15 protein-coding genes are annotated in these 17,515 nt (G+C 72.0%); 10 read left to right on the top strand and 5 right to left on the bottom strand.

Features of this window, described 5'->3' with window-relative positions:
- On the bottom strand, nt 1-1,110 hold the full coding sequence (locus ACZ5Y0_RS08495; protein WP_469127850.1) for an XdhC family protein: 1,110 nt from the start codon (nt 1,108-1,110) through the stop codon (nt 1-3).
- Nucleotides 1,111-1,290: 180 nt separating this feature from the next.
- On the opposite strand from ACZ5Y0_RS08495, the gene ACZ5Y0_RS08500 reads away from it, so the two are divergent.
- Both ACZ5Y0_RS08500 and ACZ5Y0_RS08505 read left to right on the top strand, forming a co-directional pair.
- Nucleotides 1,291-3,249, top strand: coding sequence for a GTP-binding protein (locus ACZ5Y0_RS08500; RefSeq protein WP_469127851.1), 1,959 nt, complete (start codon nt 1,291-1,293; stop codon nt 3,247-3,249).
- Between the two features lie 93 nt (nt 3,250-3,342).
- The gene (locus tag ACZ5Y0_RS08505) at nt 3,343-5,214 is read left to right on the top strand and encodes an endoglycosylceramidase (RefSeq protein ID WP_469127852.1); all 1,872 of its coding nucleotides are present in this window, start codon (nt 3,343-3,345) and stop codon (nt 5,212-5,214) included.
- Between the two features lie 60 nt (nt 5,215-5,274).
- Here ACZ5Y0_RS08505 and ACZ5Y0_RS08510 read toward each other — a convergent pair whose 3' ends face one another.
- The gene (locus ACZ5Y0_RS08510) at nt 5,275-6,531 is read right to left on the bottom strand and encodes a YncE family protein (RefSeq protein ID WP_469127853.1); all 1,257 of its coding nucleotides are present in this window, start codon (nt 6,529-6,531) and stop codon (nt 5,275-5,277) included.
- Between the two features lie 148 nt (nt 6,532-6,679).
- On the opposite strand from ACZ5Y0_RS08510, the gene ACZ5Y0_RS08515 reads away from it, so the two are divergent.
- Together ACZ5Y0_RS08515 and ACZ5Y0_RS08520 are read left to right on the top strand one after the other, a co-directional pair.
- Nucleotides 6,680-7,390, top strand: a complete 711-nt coding sequence (locus tag ACZ5Y0_RS08515) for a TetR/AcrR family transcriptional regulator (RefSeq protein ID WP_469127854.1) — start codon at nt 6,680-6,682, stop codon at nt 7,388-7,390.
- Nucleotides 7,391-7,440: 50 nt separating this feature from the next.
- A complete protein-coding gene (locus ACZ5Y0_RS08520; protein ID WP_469127855.1) occupies nt 7,441-7,686 on the top strand; it encodes a hypothetical protein in 246 nt (81 codons plus the stop codon).
- Nucleotides 7,687-7,806: 120 nt separating this feature from the next.
- Here the strand turns inward: ACZ5Y0_RS08520 and ACZ5Y0_RS08525 are convergent, their stop codons facing one another.
- A complete protein-coding gene (locus ACZ5Y0_RS08525) occupies nt 7,807-9,561 on the bottom strand; it encodes an ABC transporter ATP-binding protein (RefSeq protein WP_469127856.1) in 1,755 nt (584 codons plus the stop codon).
- A 172-nt stretch (nt 9,562-9,733) separates the two neighbouring features.
- Between ACZ5Y0_RS08525 and ACZ5Y0_RS08530 the strand changes: the two genes are divergently transcribed.
- The 5 genes from ACZ5Y0_RS08530 (at nt 9,734) to ACZ5Y0_RS08550 (ending at nt 13,673) form a co-directional block, all read left to right on the top strand.
- Nucleotides 9,734-10,822, top strand: a complete 1,089-nt coding sequence (locus ACZ5Y0_RS08530; RefSeq protein WP_469127857.1) for an S-(hydroxymethyl)mycothiol dehydrogenase — start codon at nt 9,734-9,736, stop codon at nt 10,820-10,822.
- Nucleotides 10,822-11,451: an MBL fold metallo-hydrolase gene (locus tag ACZ5Y0_RS08535; RefSeq protein WP_469127858.1), complete on the top strand. Its 630-nt coding sequence runs from the start codon at nt 10,822-10,824 to the stop codon at nt 11,449-11,451. The genes ACZ5Y0_RS08530 and ACZ5Y0_RS08535 overlap by 1 nt, the downstream gene beginning before the upstream one ends.
- Nucleotides 11,452-11,575: 124 nt before the next feature.
- Entirely contained in the window at nt 11,576-12,490 is a 915-nt protein-coding gene (locus ACZ5Y0_RS08540; RefSeq protein WP_469127859.1) for an SDR family oxidoreductase, read from the top strand.
- A gap of 200 nt (nt 12,491-12,690) precedes the next feature.
- A complete protein-coding gene (locus tag ACZ5Y0_RS08545) occupies nt 12,691-13,386 on the top strand; it encodes a L,D-transpeptidase family protein (RefSeq protein ID WP_469127860.1) in 696 nt (231 codons plus the stop codon).
- A gap of 113 nt (nt 13,387-13,499) precedes the next feature.
- Complete coding sequence (locus ACZ5Y0_RS08550; RefSeq protein WP_469127861.1) at nt 13,500-13,673, top strand: hypothetical protein; 174 nt, start codon at nt 13,500-13,502, stop codon at nt 13,671-13,673.
- 141 nt (nt 13,674-13,814) lie between these two features.
- On the opposite strand, the gene ACZ5Y0_RS08555 is transcribed toward ACZ5Y0_RS08550, so the two are convergent.
- Nucleotides 13,815-15,215: a S1 family peptidase gene (locus tag ACZ5Y0_RS08555; RefSeq protein WP_469127862.1), complete on the bottom strand. Its 1,401-nt coding sequence runs from the start codon at nt 15,213-15,215 to the stop codon at nt 13,815-13,817.
- 119 nt (nt 15,216-15,334) lie between these two features.
- Entirely contained in the window at nt 15,335-16,165 is an 831-nt protein-coding gene (locus ACZ5Y0_RS08560; RefSeq protein ID WP_469127863.1) for an SAM-dependent methyltransferase, read from the bottom strand.
- Nucleotides 16,166-16,321: 156 nt separating this feature from the next.
- On the opposite strand from ACZ5Y0_RS08560, the gene ACZ5Y0_RS08565 reads away from it, so the two are divergent.
- Nucleotides 16,322-17,500: a MalY/PatB family protein gene (locus ACZ5Y0_RS08565; RefSeq protein ID WP_469127864.1), complete on the top strand. Its 1,179-nt coding sequence runs from the start codon at nt 16,322-16,324 to the stop codon at nt 17,498-17,500.
- The last annotated feature ends 15 nt before the right edge of the window (nt 17,501-17,515 follow it).

The following is a 17,515-nucleotide window of genomic DNA, read 5'->3' on the forward strand; positions in this document are numbered from 1 at the left end:
CTAAGGCACGGGGCGCGGGGGGTGGACCGCTCCGGCCGTCGTCGTCAACGGAGCCCCGCTGCCGCCCCAGCGCAGCGCGACGATCTCGGCGGCCACGGACACCGCCACCTCCTCGGGCGTGCGCGCCCCCAGGTCGAGCCCCACCGGTGAGCGCAGCCGGGACAGCTCACGCTCCGTCAGCCCGGCGTCGACGAGCCGGCCCCTGCGCTCGTCGTGGGTACGGCGGCTGCCCATCGCCCCGATGTACGCGGCGGGCCGGCGCAGCGCGACCTCCAACAGCGGCACGTCGAACTTCGGGTCGTGGGTCAGCACACAGATCACGGTGCGCCCGTCGGTAGCCGTCCCGCGCAGATAGCGGTGGGGCCACTCCACGACCACCTCGACGCCCGCCGGGAAACGGCGCGGGGTGGCGAACACGGGCCGCGCGTCGCACACCGTGACCCGGTAGCCGAGGAAGTCCCCGATCCGGGCGACGGCCGCCGCGTAGTCGATCGCCCCGAACACCAGCATCCGCGGCGGGGGCGCGAACGAGTGCAGGAACACCGGTACGGCGTCCTCGCGCCGCTGACCACGTGGCCCGTAGTGCCGTACGCCGGTGGCGCCCAGGGCCAGTTCGCCGCGCGCGTCGGCGGCGACCGCCGCGTCCAGGCCGGCCGTGCCCAGCGTGCCGGAGGTCCCCTCCGGCCACACCGCGAGCGTGGCCCCGCGCCGGGCGGGCCCGTCGGTGACCGTGGCGACGGTCACCGGCCGGCCCGCCGCGACCGACTCGGCGACCGCCCCGAACGACGGGTCGAGGCCGGGTTCGACGGGCCGCACCAGCACGGTGATCTCGCCGCCGCAGGTCAGGCCCACCGCGAAGGCGTCCTCGTCGGTGTAGCCGAAGGTCTCCAGCCGGGCCTCACCGCTCGTCACCACTTCCCGCGCCAGCTCGAACACCGCCCCCTCCACGCACCCCCCGGAGACACTGCCCACGACCTCGTCGTGCGGACCGACCGCCATGGCGGCGCCCGGATCGCGCGGCGCGCTGCGGCTGACCGCGACCACGGTGGCGAGCGCGAACGGCTCCCCGGCCGCGTACCAGCCCTTCAGCACCGGGAGAATCTCACGCACGTCCCGCTCCTTCCCGGCGCCGGCCCGGCACCGTACAGGCCCTAATCCCGTTGCCGCCGCCACCGCCCGTCTGCTGGACTGCACGAGACCCGTCACCGGACGATCCAGGAGCACAGATGCGAGCAGCGTTCATGTCCCCCCAGGAAGGAATCACCCCCACTCCGAAGGACATGACGTTCCGTGCACCTGCTCAACCTCGGGATCCTCGCCCACGTCGACGCCGGTAAGACCAGCCTCACCGAGCGGCTGCTGCACTGCGTCGGGATCACCGACGAGATCGGCAGCGTAGACGCCGGCAGCACCCACACCGACACCCTCGCACTGGAACGCCGGCGGGGCATCACCATCAAGGCGGCCGTGGTCTCCTTCCCGGTCGACGACGTCACCGTGAACCTGATCGACACCCCCGGCCACCCCGACTTCATCGCCGAGGTGGAACGCGCCCTCGGCGTGCTCGACGGCGCCGTGCTCCTCGTCTCGGCGGTGGAAGGTGTCCAGGCGCAGACGCGCGTCCTGATGCGGACCCTGCGGCGGCTGCGCATCCCCACGCTCGTCTTCGTCAACAAGACCGACCGGCGCGGCGCCCGCTACGAGGGTGTCCTGCGAGAGCTGTCCGGCCGGCTCTGCGCGCCGGTCGTGGCGATGGGCGCCGTCACGGGCCTCGGCACCCCCCGGGCAGCGTTCCGCCCCGGCATGCCCGCCCCCGACGTGCTCGCCGACCACGACGACGACCTCCTCGCCGCGTACGTCGACGGATCGCTCACCCCGGAGCGACTGCGGGCGGCCCTGGTCGCCCAGACCCGCGAATCCCGCGTCCACCCCGTCTTCTTCGGTTCGGCGGCGACCGGGGCCGGCGTTCCGGAGCTGATCGCCGGCATCAGGGACCTGCTTCCGCCGGCCGCCGGGGACCGCGAGGGCCCGCTCTGCGGGACGGTCTTCAAGGTGGAGCGGGGACCGGCGGGGGAGAAGGTCGCCTACGCCCGCCTCTTCTCCGGCACCCTGCGCACCCGCGACCGCGTCCCTTTCGGCGGGCGGGAGGGCAAGGTCACCGCGATCAGTGTCTTCGAGCAGGGCACCGACGTGCGGCGGGAGACTGCCGAGGCGGGCCACATCGCCCGGCTGTGGGGCCTGCCCGAGGTCAGGATCGGCGACAGCCTCGGTGTCCCGCGCACCGGTCCCGGCCACGTCTTCGCGCCGCCCACCCTGGAGACGGTCGTGGTGCCCGGACCGGACACCGACCGCCGCTCGCTGCACCTCGCGCTGACCCAGCTGGCCGAACAGGACCCGCTGATCGGCCTGCGCCACGACGAGGTACGCCAGGAGGTCTCCGTGTCGCTCTACGGCGAGGTGCAGAAGGAGGTCGTCCAGGCCACTCTCGCCGAGGAGTACGGGCTCGGGGTCACCTTCCGCGAGACGACACCCCTGTGCGTCGAGCGTCCGGCCGGCCCGGGAGCGGCCGTCGAGTTCGACAAGGGGGACGGCAACCCCTTCCTCGCCACCGTCGGCCTGCGCGTCGAGCCCGCCCCGCCGGGCAGCGGCGTGACCTTCGGCCTGGAGGTGGAGCTGGGATCCATGCCGTACGCCTTCTTCAAGGCGGTCGAGGACACCGTGCGCGAGACGCTCGGCCAGGGGCTGCACGGCTGGCGGGTCACCGACGCGGCGGTCACCATGACGCACTGCGGGTACTCGCCCCGTCAGAGCCACGCCCATCAGGGCTTCGACAAGAGCATGTCGAGCACCGGGTACGACTTCCGGGGCCTGACCCCGCTGGTCCTGGTCGAGGCGTTGCGCCGGGCGGGGACACAGGTGCACGAGCCGATGCACCGGTTCCGGATCGAGGCCCCGGTGGACAGCCTCGGCGCGCTGCTGCCGGTGCTGGCCGCCCTGCGGGCCGTACCGCGCGCGACGCGGACCCGGGGCGTGCTGTGCGTGCTGGAGGGCACGGTGCCGGCCGCCCGGGTGCACGCCCTGGAGCAGCGGCTGCCGGGGCTGACGCGGGGCGAGGGTGAGCTGGAGAGCGCCTTCGACCACTACGCCCCCGTCGTCCACGGCAGGCTCCCCGAGCGCCCGCGCACCGACCACAACCCGCTCGACCGGAAGGAGTACCTGCTGAACGTGACGGGCCGCAGGAGCAGTTGAGTCGAGCCGCGCGAGCCGAGGTGACGGAAAGTCAACTTACTCGTGAGTCAGAAGGTATTGACGGTGTCCGGAAAGGGTCGGACTGTAGTGGACATGCCGAATATCCGGGCACGTCTGCTCGCTGTTCTGGTCGTCCTCTGCGGACTCTGCGGATTCCTGACGGTGGCGGGCACCCCGGCCGCCACCGCCGCCCCCCTCCCCGACTCCCTCCCGTTCGACGGCACCGCGCTCACCGTGTCCGGCGGCCGCTTCGTGGACGGCACCGGCCGCGAGGTGGTGCTGCGCGGCTACAACGTCTCCGGCGAGACCAAGCTCGCCGAGAACAAGGGCCTGCCCTTCGCCTCGGTCGCCGACGCGAAGAAGTCGGCGACCGCCCTGCGGGCCCTCGGCGGCGGCAACTCCGTGCGGTTCCTGCTCTCCTGGGCCTACGCCGAACCGGTGCGCGGCCAGGTCGACACCGCCTACCTGGCCGCGGCCACCGACCAGATGCGCGCCTTCCTGGACGCCGGCATCCGCGTCTACCCCGACTTCCACCAGGACCTCCACTCCCGTCACCTCTTCGACCCCGACAGCTGGTACACCGGCGACGGCGCCCCCGGGTGGGCGGTGGAGCTGGGCGACTACCCTGACGAGTCCTGCGGGATCTGCCTCTTCTGGGGCCAGAACATCACCCAGAACGGCGCGGTGAAGGCCGCCCAGCGCGACTTCTGGCACAACGCGTACGGTGTCCAGGACGCCTTCCTGGCCACCGCGCAGCAGACCATGACGTACGTCCGGCAGCATCTCACCGCCGAGGAGTTCGCCGGCGTCATCGGCTTCGACCCCTACAACGAGCCCTACGCCGGCACCTACGACCCCGGTCAGACCAGCCGCACCTGGGAACGCGACCTGCTGTGGCCCTTCTACGTCAGGTTCCGGGCCCGCATGGACGCGGCCGGCTGGCAGGACAAGCCCGCCCTCGTCGAGCCGAACATGTTCTGGAACGCCAACATCGACTCCCAGAAGCAGGTGGGCGGCCTCCTCGACGCGGGCACCCTCGGCTCCCGCTATGTCTTCAACACCCACTTCTACGACCAGAAGGCCATCTCCGCCGTCCTGATGTGGGGCAAGGCGGCCGACGGCCGGTACGTCACCGACTTCGGCACCGTCCGGGACCGGGCGGCGGCGGCCGGGACGACGGCCGTGGTCAGCGAGTTCGGCCATCCCCTCGCCGGCACGGTCTCCGACAAGGCGCCGACCGTCCTCAAGGCCATGTACCAGGCACTCGACTCCCGCGTGAAGGGCGCCGGCTGGTGGACGGACCCGGCCGCCTCCGGACCGGTCCTCTCCGGCAACCAGTGGCAGTGGGACATCTACCACGGCCGTCACCACGAGCTGATGAACGGCAACCCCGACAAGGTGCTCACCGCCGGCGACGCGTGGAACGACGAGGACCTCTCCGCCGTACGCCTCGACGACAGCGGCAGGGTGACGCTTCGTCAGGACATGCGGCTGCTCGACCGGATCTACCCCAGCGCCGCCTCCGGCACGACCCTCGCCTTCACCTACGAGGACCGCTCCCGCGACGGCTCGACCACCCTCACCTGGAACCCGGTGCCGAGTTCGCTGCCCGGCGTGGCCCAACTCGTCGGCACCGGGCAGTACGGCCTGCTCGTGTGGCGTTCCGGCAGTGGCTCCGCGCCGACCGAGCTGCACCTGCCCGCCTCGTTCCCGACCGCGTCGACGACCGTGGTCTCCGACCTGGGCACGGCCCACGCCCCGCCGGTGTACACCGCCACCACCCCGGTCGGCGTCGCCGCCGAGCCGGGCGGTACCGGAAGCCGGCGCCTGCTGCTCACCGACACGGACTCGGGCACCCTGCACTACGCCCTGGTGACCAACGGCGCCACCGCCCCCTCCGCTGCCCTGCTGGCCGCGGCCCGCGCTGAACTGGCCGCTTGGGCGGCGCAGCGGATCGGCGGGTGACGGACCCGCCCGTGCGCCGGGATCCGCGCCGCAGCCCCGCGCACGGGCGGACGGTCGGGCTCAGCCGGCCGGAGACCTCCAGTCGGCCGCGACATGACCGAGCCGCACCCGCTGCGGGTGGTCTCCCACCGGCACCGAGACGACCTTGCGGCCGGTGGCGAAGTCGATCGCCGTGACCTGGTCGGCGCCGCTCTCGGAGACGACACAGTCCTTGCCGTCGCCGCCGACCGTCGCCCAGTACGGCTTGGAGACGGGGACCAGCGGGCCCTCCCGGAGGGTGGCGCGGTCGACGACGGTCGCGTAGTCGTCCATCGTGCCCGCCACGCACAGCTTGCTGCCGTCCGGCCGCATCGACAGACCGTGGTGCCGGGAGTCGTTGACGAACGTGGTGCGGTCGTCGCTCGTCGCGGAGTTCTTCGGCAGCGTCTTGGTCCGGGTGATCCGGTCCGAGGCGATGTCGTACTCGAAGAACCCGTTGAAGAAGGAGACCTGGAAGTAGAGCGTGGACTCGTCGGGGGAGAACACGGCAGGGCGCACGGCGTCCGAGTGGTCCGAGAGACCGACGGCGTCCAGCCGCTGCCGCATGTCGATCGTCCTCACCGGCTGGTACGTCGTCGCGTCGACGACGGTGATGCGCCGGTCGCCCTTCGTCCAGTCCAGCCACGGCGCGTCGAGGGCGGTGGTCACGTCGCCGATCGACATGGTCCAGATGTACTTGCCGTCCTTGGTGAAGATGTTCTCGTGCGGCTTGTCGCCCGTGGCGTACGAACCGAGCTGCTTGCCGTTGGTGATGTCGAGCACGTGGACGGTGTTCGACGTCGACGCGGAGACCGCGACCCGCTTGCCGTCGGGGGAGACGGCCATGTGGTCGGACCGGTAACCCGACACGGGGAAGCGCCAGTTCACGGCACCCGTCGACAGGTTGATCGAGACGACGTCGGCGAAGCTGGGCCGGGAGACCACCACGGAGGTGCCGTCCGGCGTGGAGTACATGTCGTCGACGAACTGGTCGTGACCCTCGCCGACGCTGTTGCGGATCGTCATGAAGGCGATCCACCGGACCGGGTCGGCGTTGATCTCCGCCATGCGCTGGTCCTTGTCGGGGATGACGTTGATCCGGCCGATCCTCGCGTAGTCCCCGGTGGACTTGATGACGTCGGCGGTGCCGTCCCAGTTGTTGGCGACCAGCAGCACCTGGCGCAGCGCCGCGGCGTCGGTGGTGGCGGTCGCGGCGTCGGCGACGGCGGTGGGGGCGGTGACGGTCATGACGAGGGCGGCGGCTACGGAGCAAAGGTGCCTGGTTCTGAAGGCAGCCATGTCTGCTCTCTCCTCTGGGGGGTGGGAGGTCCCGAATCTGAACACGGGTGCGTTCAAAGTTGACTTACTGGAAAGTAAGGAAGGGCGTGCTTCGCCACAAGACCACGCGCACGACAAAATCGAGAGACGGAGCGACGAGGGGGGAACCGTGGCGGGCAGGCTCAGGGCGCCGACCGGCCGATACGCCGGCAAGTCCGCCGCACAACGGCAGGCCGAACGGCGGCGCAGATTCCTGGACGCGGCGCTGCGACTCTTCGGCGACAGCCCCGGCTACCGGGGCACGACCGTCGCGGCGCTCAGTGAGGCGGCCGGGCTGTCGACGCGTCAGTTCTACGAGGAGTTCCGCACCCTCGAGGACGTCCTCGCGGCGCTGCATCTCCAGGTCAACGACTGGGCGGAGGAGGCGGTCGTGGCCGCGCTCGCCACCGCCCGGGACCTGCCGCTCGCGGAGCGGGTCGCGGCGATCTTCCGCGCCTACGCCGGCAGTGTCACCGCCGACCCGCGCCACATCCGCATCACCTTCGTCGAGATCGTCGGTGTCAGCCCCCGCATGGAGGAACAGCGCCTGGCACGGCGCGCCCGCTGGGTGGAACTCATCCGCGCCGAGGCCGCGGCCGCCGCCGACCGGGGGGAGGCGGCCCCCCGCGACTACCGTCTCGCGGCGACGGCCTTCATCGGCAGTGTCAACGGCCTCCTGCACGACTGGAGCGCGGGCTGGGTGGACGCGACCCTGGACGAGGCCGTGGACGAACTGGTGCGGCAACTGCTGAACATACTGCGGCCCGCGGGGTGGGGCCCAGACTCCTGCGCCGCACCGCGCCGGGCAAGCGCGGGCGACGTGCCACGCCCCCTCGGGTGACGCCGCGGCACACCCGTGTCCGAGGGGCCCTCCGGCGCGTTGCTGTAGGCATGATCTCCACTCGTCGCATCGTCGCCGTCGCCGCTCTCGCCGCCGGGGTCACCGGCCTCGCCGCACCCCTGGCGAGCGCCGCCGAGGCTCCGGCCGTCGGCAAGCTGAACCCCATCACCGGACTGGACTCGCTCGCCGAGGCGCCGTTCCCCGAGGGGCAGCGCGCCGAGCCGACGCCGGCCCCGGACCACCTCGGTGAGCTGAACGAGCTGTACCGCCTCCAGCAGCTGAACGAGCTGCGCTAGGTCGCCGCTCTCGTCACCCCGGTCACCGGGCCGCTCCCGGCCGTCCACCCCTGACTCGGGTCGCACGTTCCCGTGTCCCGCGCGGTGGCCGCCCGCACTCCGCGCGGCCCCCGCCGGCGTTCAGCCCGCCGCCGCCAGAAACTGTGTCGCCGCCAGCTCGGCGTAGAGCGGGTCGGCCGCCACCAGCTCACGGTGGGTGCCCACCGCGCGCACCTGCCCGGCCTCCATGACGACGATCCGGTCGGCCGAGGTGACCGTGGACAGCCGGTGCGCGACCACCAGGACGGTGGTCGTACGGGCCACCTCCGCGACGGTGTCGCGCAGGGCCGCCTCGTTCACCGCGTCCAGTTGGGACGTCGCCTCGTCCAGCAGCAGCAGGCGCGGGCTGCGCAGCAGGGCGCGGGCGATGGCCACCCGCTGGCGCTCCCCGCCGGACAGCTTGGTCCCGCGGTGCCCGACACGCGTGTCGAGCCCGTCCGGCAGTCCGCCGACCAGCCCGTCGAGACGGGTCGTCCTCAGCACCCGCCGCACGGTGTCGTCGTCGGCCTCCGCGTTCCCCAGCAGCAGGTTGTCGCGCAGGGTCCCCGACAGCACCGGGGCGTCCTGCTCGACATAGCCGATGGCGGCACGCAGTGCGCCCAGCTCCCAGTCCGGCAGTGGCCGGCCGTCGAGGGTGATCGTCCCGGAGTCGGGGTCGTAGAACCGCTCGATCAGTGAGAACACCGTGGTCTTCCCGGCGCCGGAGGGGCCGACGAACGCGGTCATGCCGCGCGCCGGGACGTCGAACGTCACCCCGTGGTGGACGTACGGCAGATCGGCGGCGTACCGGAAGCGGACGTCGGTGAAGGCCAGCGAGGCCGGCTGGTCCGTCGGCGCGGGCAGGGGCGCGGGGCGGGACGCCGGCTCGGCGGGCAGCAGCAGCGTCTCCTGGATGCGGCTGAGCGCCGCCGAGCCGGCCTGGTACTGCACGACCGCGCCGATGACCTGCTGGATCGGCGACATCAGATAGAAGACGTACAGCAGGAAGGCCACCAGCGTCGCGATGTCGATCGCGCCCGTGGCGACCCGCGCACCGCCCACCGCCAGCACCGTGATGAACGCGCTCTGCATGGCCAGACCGGCCGTGTTGCCCGCGGCCGCCGACCACTTGGCGGCCGACACGCTCTGCCGCCACGAGTCGTGCGCCGCCGCGTGCAGCGCCTTCTCCTCACGGTCCTCGGCACCCGCCGCCTTCACCGTGCGCAGCGCCCCCAGCACCCTCTCCAGCGAGGCACCCATCACCCCGACAGCGTCCTGCGCACGGCGGCTGGCCCGGTTGATGCGCGGCACGATCACCCCGATGACCGTGCCCGCGACCAGGATCACCCCCAGGGTGACCCCGAGCAGCACCAAATCCACCACCCCCATCAGCACCACCGTCCCGACGAGCGTGAGCCCGCCGGTGCCGAGACCGACCAGCGAATCGGTGGTGACCTCCCGCAGCAGGGTGGTGTCCGAGGTGATGCGGGCCATCAGGTCACCGGGCTCACTGCGGTCCACCGCCGCGATGCGCAGCCGCAGCAGATACGACGACAGCGCCTGGCGCGCGCCCAGCACCACCGACTCGGCCGTGCGCCGCAGCACGTACGAACCCAGCGCGCCGACCGCCGCGTTGCTGACGACCAGGACCGACAGCAGCACCAACGCGCCGGTGATCGCGCGGTCGTGGGACAGGTCGTCGATCAGCGCCCGCGCCACCAGCGGCAGCAGCAGCCCGGTCGCCCCCGTCACGAGCGAGAGCAGCGCCCCCGCCAGCAGCGTCCAGCGGTGCGGTCCGACGTAGTCGAGCAGCAGCCGCCACGGAGGCTGGACGGCGGCCGTCTCTGCGATGCTCACGAGGCTCCTCGATCCGGGTCGGGTTGCGGCGTTCAGGCTACGTCGACGCCCGTGGAACCCGGCCCCGGCACCGCCTCGCGGCCGGTGACCTGGCTCGATGTACGTCCCCCGCCGATCGCTCACGCGTAGGGTCGGAGGCGGACGGTCGGCCGCCGACGAAAGGAACAGCACCATGGCGCAGGAAGTGCGCGCAGTGATCGCACCGGGGAAGAACGAACCGGTGCGGGTGGAGACGATTCTCGTGCCCGACCCCGGACCCGGGGAAGCCGTGGTGGAGATCCAGGCCTGCGGGGTGTGCCACACCGACCTGCACTACAAGCAGGGCGGCATCAACGACGACTTCCCCTTCCTCCTGGGCCACGAGGCGGCCGGTGTCGTGGAGTCGGTCGGCGAGGGCGTCACCGACGTCGCCCCCGGCGACTTCGTCGTCCTGAACTGGCGGGCGGTGTGCGGCCAGTGCCGGGCCTGTCTGCGCGGACGCCCCTGGTACTGCTTCGACACCCACAACGCGAGCCGGAAGATGACGCTCGCCGCCACGGGACAGGAGTTGTCACCGGCGCTGGGTATCGGGGCGTTCGCGGAGAAGACGCTGGTCGCGGCCGGTCAGTGCACCAAGGTCGACCCGTCCGTCTCCGCGGCGGTGGCCGGACTCCTGGGCTGCGGTGTGATGGCCGGCATCGGCGCGGCGATCAACACGGGCAACGTCGGCCGCGGCGACACCGTCGCCGTCATCGGTTGCGGCGGGGTCGGTGACGCGGCCATCGCCGGGTCCCGCCTGGCGGGCGCGGCGAAGATCATCGCCGTCGACATCGACGACCGGAAGCTGGCCACCGCGCGCACGATGGGCGCCACCCACACGGTCAACTCCAAGGAGACGGACCCGGTCGAGGCGATCCGCGAGCTGACCGGCGGCTTCGGCGCGGACGTGGTGATCGAGGCGGTCGGCCGCCCGGAGACGTACAAGCAGGCCTTCTACGCCCGTGACCTGGCCGGCACCGTCGTGCTGGTGGGCGTGCCCACCCCGGAGATGAAGCTGGAGCTGCCGCTGCTGGACGTCTTCGGACGCGGTGGCGCGCTGAAGTCGTCCTGGTACGGCGACTGCCTGCCCTCCCGTGACTTCCCCATGCTGATCGACCTTCACCTGCAAGGCCGCCTGGATCTCGGCGCGTTCGTCTCCGAGACCATCCGGCTCGACGAGGTGGAGAAGGCGTTCGAGCGGATGCACCACGGCGACGTGCTGCGCTCGGTGGTGGTGCTCTGATGTCCACCCGCATCGAACGCCTCGTCACCTCGGGCCAGTTCCGTCTCGACGGCGGTACCTGGGACGTCGACAACAACGTGTGGATCATCGGGGACGACCACGAGGCCGTGGTCATCGACGCCGCCCATGACGCGGACGCCATCCTCGCCGCCCTCGGCGACCGTCGGCTGACGGCCGTGGTGTGCACCCACGCCCACAACGACCACGTCGGTGCGGCGCCCGCCCTCGCCGACGCGACCGGCGCCACCATCTGGCTGCACCCCGACGACCTGCCGCTGTGGAAGCTGACCCACCCCCACCGCGACCCCGACGCCCATCTGACCGACGGCCAGGTCATCGAGGCCGCGGGCGCAGACCTCACCGTGCTGCACACGCCCGGTCACGCGCCCGGAGCGGTCTGCCTGTACGAGCCGGGGCTCGGTGTGCTGTTCACCGGCGACACCCTCTTCCAGGGAGGCCCCGGCGCCACCGGCCGCTCCTACTCCCACTTCCCGACCATCATCGACTCCATCCGTGACCGCCTCCTGACCCTCCCGCCCGAGACGAAGGTCCTCACCGGTCACGGAGACCCGACCACCATCGGCGCGGAGGCTCCCCACCTCCAGGAGTGGATCACTCGGGGCCACTGACGGCCCGCCCCGGCGCATCCCCTCCGCCGGCCGGGTGACCCGGCCGGAAAAAGCGACAGAAGATGTCCGGCTTCCACGTGATCCTCGATGACGGCATCGACGGAACACCCGCAGGAGGTCACACATGTCCGGTCCGCTGGAAGGCAGGGTCGCCCTGGTCGCCGGGGCGACCCGAGGGGCGGGGCGGGGAATCGCCGTGGAACTCGGCGCGGCCGGCGCCACCGTCTACGTCACCGGCCGCACCACCCGCGCGCGCCGCTCCGAGTACGACCGCCCCGAGACGATCGAGGACACCGCCGACCTGGTCACCGAGGCGGGCGGTCACGGGATCGCCGTACCCACCGACCACCTCGACTCCGCCCAGGTCCGCACGCTCGTCGACCGGATCGCCGCCGAGCAGGACCGCCTCGACGTCCTCGTCAACGACATCTGGGGCGGCGAGAACCTCTTCGCCTGGGACACCCCCGTCTGGGAGCACGACCTCGACGACGGGCTGCGGCTGCTGCGGCTCGCCGTCGAGACCCACGCGATCACCAGCCACCACGCCCTGCCGCTCCTGCTGCGCCGTCCCGGCGGCCTCGTGGTCGAGGTCACCGACGGCACGGCCGAGTACAACCGGGACACCTACCGCGTGAACTTCTTCTACGACCTCGCCAAGGCCTCCGTCCTGCGGATGGCCTTCGCCCTCGCCCACGAACTCGGTCCGCGCGGCGCCACCGCGCTCGCGCTCACCCCCGGCTGGTTGCGTTCCGAGATCATGCTCGACCAGTTCGGGGTGCGCGAGGACAACTGGCGCGACGCCCTCGACACGGTTCCGCACTTCGCCATCTCCGAGACGCCCCACTATGTCGGCCGTGCCGTCGCCGCCCTCGCCGCCGACCGCGAAGTGGCCCGCTGGAACGGGCGGTCACTGTCCAGCGGTGGCCTCGCCCCCGAATACGGCTTCACCGACCTCGACGGCAGTCGCCCCGACGCCTGGCGCTACCTCGTCGAGGTCCAGGACGCGGGGAAGCCGGCGGACACCACGGGCTACCGCTGAGCCCCTTCCCCGTCCGGCGGCCGACGGCGAGGTCCCGGCCGCCGTGCGGCCGCGAGCACCCCGTCCGGTCGTGAGGAGGTGGACCCCGAGGAAGTTCACTGTTTCGTCACAGTACGGGCCGCCCTACAACCGAAGGACCGGCAGACGGGTCTAGTTGGTCGAGTCGCCGGAATCGGGCCAGGGAGAGGGTAGGGGCAGTCATGGGGGACATACGCAGACGAGGTGCCGTCGTGCTCGGCGTCACGGGGCTGATCGCGCCGCTGACGCTCGCGCTGGGCGCGGCGCCCGCACAGGCCGCGAGCTGCACCACGCAGGCCGGGCCGTACCAGAAGCAGGTCGAGAAGTTCCTCGGCCGACCGGTCGACGGCAAGCAGTCGTCGACCGACTGCAAGGCCATCCAGGCCTTCCAGAGCAAGCACGGCATCTCGCCGAACATCGGCTACGCGGGGCCCGTCACCTGGGGGGTGATGGATCTCATGAACAAGCAGAAGGCGGTGGGCGGCAAGCCCAACAAGGCCGGCAAGTGCCCGACCAACAAGGGCCGTATCGCCTGCGTCGACCTCACGCTCCAGATCAGCTGGATCCAGGACGGCAGCCGCCTCGTCTACGGGCCGGTTCCGGTCCGCACCGGACGCGACGGCTACGAGACCCGCACCGGCCTGAAGAAGGTCTACTGGCGCAACATCGACCACGTGTCGAGCATCTACAACGTGCCGATGCCGTACAGCCAGTTCTTCGACGGCGGCCAGGCCTTCCACTCGGTCGGCGTCAGCATGTGGAACCCGCCCGGTTCGCACGGCTGCGTCAACATGACGAAGACGGCCGCCAAGAAGTACTGGTCCCTGCTGAAGACCGGTGACGACGTCTTCGTGTACGGCCGCAAGCCCGGCACCTGACCGGCGCGCGTGGATACGGGCAGACGGACGTGATCAGTGACACGTCCGTTTTGTCCGTATAGTGCGTGTATAACTCACGCGCCCTTCACCTTCGGCGCCGTAAGATTCACACCATGTCCACCACTGTTGAACACCTCTCCGAGCGATCGGCCGCGGAGGTCAACGAGGAGATCAGAGCCCTGTGGCTCCGGTCGGGCGGGACACTGACGGGCGAGCAGCGCGAGGAGTACCGGCGGCTCGTCCTGGAGTGGGCCGCCGTGGCCCCGCAATCGGTCGAGGCGGCCTGACGGCCGTCCGGCCGCGGGCCTTCCAGCCTCGCCGCTCCGCCCCTCGCCACTCCGTCCGGGCACCCCGCGTGGGTGCCCTTCTCGTTGTCCGGCGACCTGTCCGACAATCTGTCCCCTGACGCCACTGTGCCTGGCGTCACCTCATCCCCAGCTGGCCGAGTACTGCCGCTGGTACGCCCTGCGGTCCTGCTCCGACCTGATGTACCGGGTCGCCACCAGCGCGACCAGACTGCCCGCGATCACCAGCAGGCCGGGTCCGATGGCGCGCGGATCCGTGAGCCTCGCCGCCAGTGACACGCTGCCCGTGCCGCCCGTCACCGGCGTCGTCGAGCCCGGCGTGACCGACCCCGGGGCCACCGCCGCCTGTGTGGGCGACGACGACGGCTGGGGAGCGCCCTCGGACGGCGCGGGCGAGGCACCGTCGCGGGCGGCGTCGGACGGCGCCGCCACGATCAGCTGCACCCCGAGCTGCGCCAGCGCCTTCGTCACCGGCTGGAAGAACGTCGTACCGCCCGTCGTGCAGTCACCGCTGCCGCCCGAGGTGACGCCGAGCGCGATGCCGTCGGAGAACATCGGGCCGCCGCTGTCGCCGGACTCGGCGCACACGTTCGTCTCGATCAGTCCGGAGACGGTGCCCTCCGGATAGTTGACCGTCGCGTCCAGGCCGGTCACCTCGCCGTCGCGCAGCCCGGTGGTGCTGCCGCTGCGGAACACGCGCTGTCCCACGGCCGCGTCGCCCACGCCCGTGATCCGCACGCCGTTGCCGTCGCCGATGGCCACGATGTCCGCCCCCGCGCCGGCTTTCCCGCCCGCGTACTGCACGAGCGAGAAGTCGGAGCCGGGGAACGTCGAGTTGACCGTCTGTCCCACCTGCTGGGTGCCCCGGTTGTCCGCGAACCAGCTGGATCCGGCGGGGCCGCAGTGACCGGCGGTGAGGATGAAGTCGTTCGACCCGTTGGTCACGTTGAAGCCGGCCGAACAGCGCCCGCCGGTCGACAGGATGGGCTGGGCCCCGTTGAGCCGGGTGGTGAAGGCGCCCTCGGTGCGTTCCATGCGGACGAAGCTGCCGATGCCCGACGCCACCTCCGTCATCCGCCCCCAGTCGGACGCGGACACGGTGCTGTCGCCGCGCACGACGACCTGGTTGGACCTGTAGTCCAGCACCCAGGCGGTCCCGGCCACCCGCGGCGCCGAACGCAGTGCCGCCGCGGCCGACGTCAACTCGTTCATGCTGTGCCCGACGACCTTCGCCTCGGCGCCCGCCGCGCGGACCGTCGCGGCCGTGCCCTCGTCGGTGACCGCGACGACCGGACGGCCCTCGGCGTCGACCCAGGTGCCCGCCGTCCGGGCGGTGCCGAGCCGCTTCACCAGATCCGCGCCGGTGCTCGTGACGGAGCGCGCCGCACCGTCCGGCGCGGTCGCGGTGGCGGGCGTCTCGCTCGCCATGGCCGCCTGCGTGACCATGGCACCTCCCAGGAGGAGCCCGCCGACGGCCGCCAGCCGTGTCGCTCGCCGGACGATCCGTCGTCGTACGTGCCTCATGCATGGCTCCCGGAAACAGCGAACGCGCGGTCCCAACACCGCGGGGTCCTCCCGTCGTCGAGAACCCTCACTCCCTTACGTGCCGGGACCCGGCCGCGTTCAGCCCGGGGACGATCACCTCACGCCTTGCGGGCCACCCCGCCGAACATGGCGACCTCCTCCGGCTCCGCCCCGCCGGTCTCCTCCGGCCGCCAGCGCGAGCAGGACACCACGCCCGGCTCCAGCAGCTCCAGGCCGTCGAAGAACCGGGCCACGTCCTCGGGTGGGCGCTGGGTCAGCTTCGGCGTGCCGTGTTCGTTCCAGAACCTGACGGCCTCGTCCACGTCCGGCATCGCCGGGCTGGTGATGGTGTGCGACAGCACCAGATGACTGCCCGCGGGCAGCCTGTCGACCAGCCGCCTCACCAGGCCGTACGGGTCCTCGTCGTCGCCGACGAAGATGACCACGCCGAGCAGTATCAGCGCCACCGGCTTGCTGAAGTCCAGCGTCTTCGCCGCGTGTTCGAGGATCGCGTCGACGTTGCGCAGATCCTCGTCGAGATAGTCGGTACGGCCCTCGGGCGTGCTGGTGAGCAGGGCGCGGGCATGCGCCAGGACCAGTGGGTCGTTGTCGACGTAGACGATCCGCGCGTCCGGGGCGGCGGCCTGCGCCACCTCGTGGGTGTTGTCCGCGGTGGGCAGACCGGTGCCGATGTCCAGGAACTGACGTATCCCGACGTCGTGGACGAGATGGCGCACGGCACGGCCCAGGAAGAGGCGGTCGGCGCGGGCGTACTCACCGATGCCCGGGTGCAGCCGGCGGATCTGGTCGCCGGCGGCGCGGTCGACCTCGTAGTTGTCCTTGCCGCCCAGCCAGTAGTTCCAGATGCGAGCGGTGTGCGGCTGGCCGGTGTTGATGCGGTCGCGCAGTGAGTGCGCCGCCTCGTCCACGGCCGGTGGGTTCTCGGTCACGGATCTGCTCCTGGGATGCCTGGGGGCTTACGGTGCTTTCGGGCCAAGGAGCAATCTAGACCGGCGCGTTGATCTCCGCGCGTGGTCCCCCGATTTCCGCCGCCGCTGTCCCGTTCCGATCATCCCCCTCGTCCGGCGGCCCTCTATCTTGTGCCCATGACCAGGATCCCGCACGAATCGTCCGGTGAACCGAATCCACTGCGCGCCCTCACCCTCGACCGCCTCCGGCGCCGCACGAGCATGAAGTGGCGCACCTACCCCGACGACGTCCTGCCGCTGTGGGTGGCGGAGATGGACGTCCCCCTCGCCGAGCCCGTCGTCCGGGCGGTCGGTGACGCGCTCGCCCTGGGCGACACCGGCTACGCCGCGGGCACCGGATACGCGCAGGCGCTGGCCGCGTTCGCCGCCGAGCGGTGGGGCTGGCACGGCCTCGCGGTCGAGCGTACGGCGATCGTGCCCGACGTGATGCTGGGCGTCGTCGAGATGCTCAAGCTCGTGACCGGGCCCGGCGACCCGGTCGTGGTGAACCCGCCGGTGTACCCGCCGTTCTTCCAGTTCGTCGAGCACATGGACCGCCGGATCGCCGAGGCGCCGCTCGGCGCGGACGGACGCCTCGACCTCGACGTGCTGGAGGCGGCCTACCGGCGGGCCGTCGCGGGCGGTGGGCGTGCCGCGCATCTGCTGTGCAGCCCGCACAACCCGACCGGCACGGTCCACACCGCCGAGGAACTCGCCGCGGTGGCGGCACTCGCGGACCGGTACGGCGTCCGGGTGGTCGCCGACGAGATCCACGCCCCGCTCACGGCCGGCGGAGTCGACTTCGTGCCGTATCTGAGCGTTCCCGGTGCGGACAACGGCCTGTCGCTGATGTCGGCGTCGAAGGCGTGGAACCTGGCCGGGCTCAAGGCCGGCCTCGCCGTCGCGGGCCCCGCGGCCGAAGCCGACCTGGCCCTGTTGCCGGAGGAGGTCGGCCACGGCCCCAGCCACGTCGGCGTCCTCGCCCACACCGCCGCCCTGCGCGACGGCACGCCCTGGCTGGACGCGCTGCTCACCGGCCTCGACGACAACCGTCGCCTGCTCGCCGCCCTCCTCGCCGACCGGTTGCCCGGGGTCCGGCACCGGCCGGGCGAGGCGACGTATCTGGCCTGGTTGGACTGCCGGGCGCTGGGCCTCGGCGACGATCCGGCGCGCATCTTCCTGGAGCGGGGCCGGGTCGCCCTCAGCCCCGGTCCCGACTTCGGCCCGGGCGGCGCCGGGCACGTACGGCTGAACCTCGGGACTTCGCCGGAGATCCTCGCGGAGGGGGTGCGACGGATGGCGTCCGCGCTGCGCTGACCCTTGGTCCGCGTG

The organism is Streptomyces sp. NPDC033216 (genome assembly GCF_055577115.1).